This window comes from Stenotrophomonas sp. PS02289, assembly GCF_029960115.1.
GTDB lineage: Bacteria > Pseudomonadota > Gammaproteobacteria > Xanthomonadales > Xanthomonadaceae > Stenotrophomonas.
Genome location: NZ_JASCOZ010000269.1, coordinates 1 through 3,556, shown reverse-complemented (window position 1 = coordinate 3,556; position 3,556 = coordinate 1). Strand labels below are relative to the sequence as shown.

The window sequence follows — 3,556 nt, the reverse complement described above, 5'->3', positions numbered from 1 at the left end:
GATCAGATGATCCGCGCCCGGGGTGCCGCCAAGGGGAGAGAGGACCTGGCGGCACCGTTGCCTCGTTCGGTGTGTGCCGACCAACGGTCGGCACCTACCGGTATTGCGTCGATCAGTACTTCAGGTTCTGCGACCAGTAGGTCTCGACCTGCTTCACCAGCGAGTCCGGCAGCGGCACGTAGTCGAGCTGCTTGGCCTGCGCGTCGCCGTTCTTGTAGATCCAGCGGAAGAACTCCTGGGTGGCCTTGGCGCCGGCGGCGTTCTTCGGCTGCTTCTGGACCAGGATGAAGTTGGTCGCGGTGATCGGCCACGCCTGCTCGCCCGGGGCGTTGGTCATGACCAGGTAGAAGTCCTTGGCATTGGCCCAGTCGGCGCTGGCGGCGGCTGCGGAGAAGGACTCGTCGCTCGGCTGCACGATCTTGCCGGCGGCGTTCTTCATGGCGGTGTAGGCCAGCTTGTTCTGCAGGGCGTAGGACAGTTCGACGTAGCCGATGCCGCCCTTGATCTGCTTCACGTAAGCGGCAACGCCTTCGTTGCCCTTGCCGCCGATACCGGCCGGCCACTGCACGGAGGTGCCTTCACCGACCTTGCTCTTCCACTCCGGGTTGACCTTGGAGAGGTAGTTGACGAAGTTGAAGGTGGTGCCCGAACCGTCCGAACGGTGGACGATGGTGATCTTCTGCGACGGCAGGGTCAGGCCCGGGTTCAGCGCGGCGATGGCCGGGTCGTTCCAGGTCTTGACCTTGCCCAGGAAGATGTTGCCCAGGGTGGTGCCGTCCAGCTTCAGTGCGCCCGGCGCGACGCCCGGGACGTTGACCACTGGGACCACGCCGCCGATCACCGACGGGAACTGGGCCAGGCCGGCCGTGGCCAGCTCTTCCGGCTTCAGCGGGGCGTCGGACGAACCGAAGTCGACCGTCTTGGCCTTGATCTGGGCGATGCCGCCACCCGAACCGATGGACTGGTAATTGACCTTCTTGCCGGTGGCGGCGTTGTAATCGGCCGACCACTTGGACATGACCGGATAAATGAACGATGCGCCGGCGCCGGTGACATCGGCAGCGTTGGCGGCAAACACGGACGACGCGGCGATAACGGCAACGGCAACGCGCGACTTGAAGGCGTGGATCACGGGGTGGCTCCTGGGATGGATGACGGTGCGGGGTTTCCCGCCCGGCGCTCATTCCATAACGATCTCGTGACAGCGCAGCGACTGTCATATGACGTAACCGTGACACCGCAGATGTGCCGGTAGAGGGAGGCAATGGAAAACGCAAAAAGGGCGCAGCCGAAGCTGCGCCCTTTCATGACAACCAACGACCAATACTTACCAGAAGAACTGCAGACGCGCTTCCAGGATGTTCGGGTCGTCATTGACGAACGAACGGCTGGCCGAGCTGTACTTCTTGCTGTCGACCATCACGTAGTTCAGCATGAACTTGGTGTTGGAACGCCAGTAGTAGTTCACGCCCACGGTCCAGATGTCCATCTTGCCGCCGAGCACGCCGTCGACGATCGGTGCAGCGCCGGCCACGGGGTTGGCGCGCAGGCCACCATCGTCCAGGTTCATCGAGTCGTAACGCGCGCCTAGCTGCCACATGCCACGGCCCGGCTCGTCCGGCAGGCCGGTGCTCGGCACGCCGCTCTTGTAGCCCCAGGTTTCGCCGGTGATGTTCCACACGCCGCTGACGTAGAAGCCGTCGCTGGTGTAGTTGTCGCGCGTCATGCGCTTGGCCTTGCTGGTGTAGTACTCGGCCTGGGCCTTGAACGGACCGCCGATGTACATCGCTTCCGCACCCAGGGTGCTGACCTTGTCGGTGTCGGTCATGTTGCCGCTGTCGACCAGACGCGCGGTGGCGAGGTCGGCGTTCGGACGGGCACGCACGCGCAGGGTGTCGGCGTCGGTGTCGTAGTCGACATAGCTCAGGCCGAAGTGCAGGACCTGACCCTTTTCGTTGATCGGAGCCCAGGTACCACGTGCGCCGTAGCCGCTGCCGTGGGCCAGGTTGCGGGTCAGCTCGCGGCCGAAGGCGGCAGCGGTGATCGACCAGTTGTTGTCACCGTAGCTGTAGGCACCACCCAGGCGACGGGCGACGGCGTAGGTGTTGGTGACCGCAGCCTTGGAGATGAAGTCGTTGTTCTTGGTGCTGGACAGTTCTTCCAGGCTGTTGGGCTGCTTGAACTGGCCGGCCTGGATGAAGTGGTTGGAGTTGCCGCCCAGCTTGTACTTGACGTTGGTGTCGAGGAACTTGTCGGCCTTGGCGTCATAACCGACCACCCATTCCAGGTTGCCCGGGCCCTTGCCCTTGAGCACCAGTTCGGCGCGGCGCAGTTCGAACTCGCTGTCCTTGCCGTTAGCTGCGTCGCCGCCGTTGAGGTCGGTCACATCGTTGTCGAACCAGTTGCCGTCGGCCTGGACCAGGCCTTCAAACGTGATCTCCGAGCCACCGATCACGTCGATGGCCACTTCGGCGTGAGCGGCCGGCACGTAAAGCGCAGCGACCACGGCCGCAGTGAGGAGTTGGCGATGCAGTTTCATGGAGAGGAGCCTTGCAGGCAGGTGGGAAGATGCTGCGCAGGCTAGATCGTGAAGATTGCGTAAATGTGACAGTTCCAGACAATACGGCACCGGCACGGAGTCAGGCCCCGTCAGGGGCTGACATTGATGCCAGAGCCAGATGACTGCGCGATTGCGCGCAGATGGCAGTCACGCCGCCGCGTTCAGGCGGCGGTTTTCTGCTTGAAGCGGCACAGGTCGCGGATCACGCACTGCGGGCAGTCCGGCTTGCGCGCCTTGCACACATAGCGACCGTGCAGGATCAGCCAGTGATGGGCGTCGAGCAGAAACTCGCGCGGAATGACCCTCACCAGCAGGTCTTCCACCGCGCGCACGTCCTTGCCCGGGGCCAAGCCGGTGCGGTTGGCGACCCGGAAGATGTGGGTGTCCACCGCCATCACCGGTTCGCCGAACGCGGTATTGAGCACCACGTTGGCCGTCTTGCGCCCGACGCCGGGCAGGGCTTCCAGCGCGGCGCGGTCGCGTGGCACTTCGCCGCCGTGCTGTTCGATCAACAACCGGCAGGTGGCGATGACGTTCTTCGCCTTGGCGTTGAACAGTCCGATGGTGGCGATGTATTTCTTCAGCCCATCCTCGCCGAGCGCAAGCATCGCCTGCGGGGTGTTGGCGACCGGGAACAGGTTGCGGGTGGCTTTGTTCACGCCAACGTCGGTGGCCTGCGCGGACAGCGCAACGGCGACCAGCAGTTCAAACGGCGAGCTGTATTCCAGTTCGGTCTTCGGGTGCGGGTTGAGTTCGCGCAGGCGGGTGAACATCTCCACCACGTCGGCTTTGGGCATGCGTGCGCTGCGCGGGGCAGCCTGGGTGACGGGGGGCATCAGGACGGGTTTCCGGCAGCCTTGGCTTTGGCGCGCGCCAGAATGGCAGCGGCGGCCGCCGGCAGGGCGGGTTTGAGGTCGGGGGAGGGGGCCGGCGGCGCGCGGCGGGCGTCGCGTTCAGCGGCCCGACGGGCCAGCCGCACGGCGCGCTGGCGGTAGC

Annotated in this window: 3 protein-coding genes; all 3 read right to left on the bottom strand. The window is 64.7% G+C overall.

Annotated features, from left to right (window positions below; all coding sequences use genetic code 11):
* Positions 1 to 112 precede the first annotated feature (112 nt).
* Positions 113 to 1,132 carry a phosphate ABC transporter substrate-binding protein PstS gene (pstS, locus tag QMX83_RS20725; RefSeq protein ID WP_282298511.1) on the bottom strand — a complete coding sequence of 340 codons (1,020 nt, stop codon included), beginning with the start codon at positions 1,130 to 1,132 and terminating at the stop codon, positions 113 to 115.
* A 195-nt stretch (positions 1,133 to 1,327) separates the two neighbouring features.
* Positions 1,328 to 2,539 (bottom strand): OprO/OprP family phosphate-selective porin, encoded by a 1,212-nt coding sequence (locus QMX83_RS20720; protein ID WP_282298510.1) that lies wholly within the window; start codon positions 2,537 to 2,539, stop codon positions 1,328 to 1,330.
* Positions 2,540 to 2,721: 182 nt separating this feature from the next.
* Positions 2,722 to 3,396, bottom strand: a complete 675-nt coding sequence (nth, locus tag QMX83_RS20715) for an endonuclease III (RefSeq protein ID WP_282298509.1) — start codon at positions 3,394 to 3,396, stop codon at positions 2,722 to 2,724.
* Positions 3,397 to 3,556: the final 160 nt, after the last annotated feature.

What these genes read in the sequence shown, in the direction of transcription:
- QMX83_RS20720 (WP_282298510.1), bottom strand. Translation starts at nt 2,539, where the DNA reads ATGAAACTGCATCGCCAACTCCTCACTGCGGCCGTGGTCGCTGCGCTT.
- nth (WP_282298509.1), bottom strand. Translation starts at nt 3,396, where the DNA reads ATGCCCCCCGTCACCCAGGCTGCCCCGCGCAGCGCACGCATGCCCAAA.